This window comes from Hoylesella timonensis S9-PR14, assembly GCF_000762405.1.
GTDB classification, from domain to species: Bacteria; Bacteroidota; Bacteroidia; order Bacteroidales; family Bacteroidaceae; genus Prevotella; species Prevotella timonensis_A.
Genome location: NZ_JRPQ01000276.1, coordinates 1 through 908 on the forward strand (window position 1 = coordinate 1; position 908 = coordinate 908).

Sequence of the window (908 nt, forward strand, 5' to 3'; positions counted from 1 at the left end):
TTGATGAGTTCCCGTTGGATCATATACAAACCTAACATGATACATTTGAGTTTTATTATCCATATTACTTCACATTATAACCAATTACATAGTTCATTCCTCTATGCCCTACAATATCACCACCAAAAAAAAATAACAGCGTTACCGTTTGACATTTCGTTTTTTACCCGATTTCAACATGTGCATCCCCATAAGGAAGCAGCGTTGCCGGAAAGCCATATCATCCTCGTCGGGTTTCTTTCCCCAGCCTCCTTTTGGGGCGGCTCCACCTCCAGCACTCTCCGAAATGGCCGTTGCCTTATCGAGATATCCAAGAAAAAGGGCTGTTGCAACCAACGTCACTTGGCTTGAATTTTCTGCCATCTGTTCGAAGACAGACCCTTCTGAAAGGTTTTCTGTAGCTTTATCGAATGCAGCTCTCTGTTCCTGCGGAAGAGACTCACGATAAGCATTAAATTTACTATAAGACTTTTGTGCTTCTATCGAGGCCATATTCCAGCCAACAGCTTGCATTTCATGTAAGGCTTGTGTGTTCAAGTTCGGTGCAATAGAGTGTATGTCACTCCTTATTTCCTTATATCGTTCTTCGGTGGTCTCGGTCAGTCCTTTCACCAATTTAAGCTTTCTTTCTGCTTCTGCAAGTTTTTCTTGTTTGTCAATAATTTTTCCTTTTGTTTTTTCAATATCAGCGATAATTCTCGCACGTTCAGCATCTGCCTGTTCCTTGGTAATTTTTCCAGCCTTGACATCGTTTTCTAATCTTTCAATTTCTTTTAATAAATCGTTCTTATGACTTTCAAGATTAGCTATCATAGTACTCAAACCTTTCAATCTTGCTTCTCCATGCTTAATCGCTTTTTCTTGTTCTGACAGTGTAACCTTATTCCTTGAAATTTGTAGTTTTTGAT

At 39.4% G+C, this 908-nt stretch carries 1 pseudogene; it reads right to left on the minus strand.

Annotated features, from left to right (window positions below):
- Positions 1-141: 141 nt before the first annotated feature.
- A pseudogene (locus HMPREF9304_RS12960) lies at positions 142-908 on the minus strand (MobV family relaxase); the annotation flags it as partial.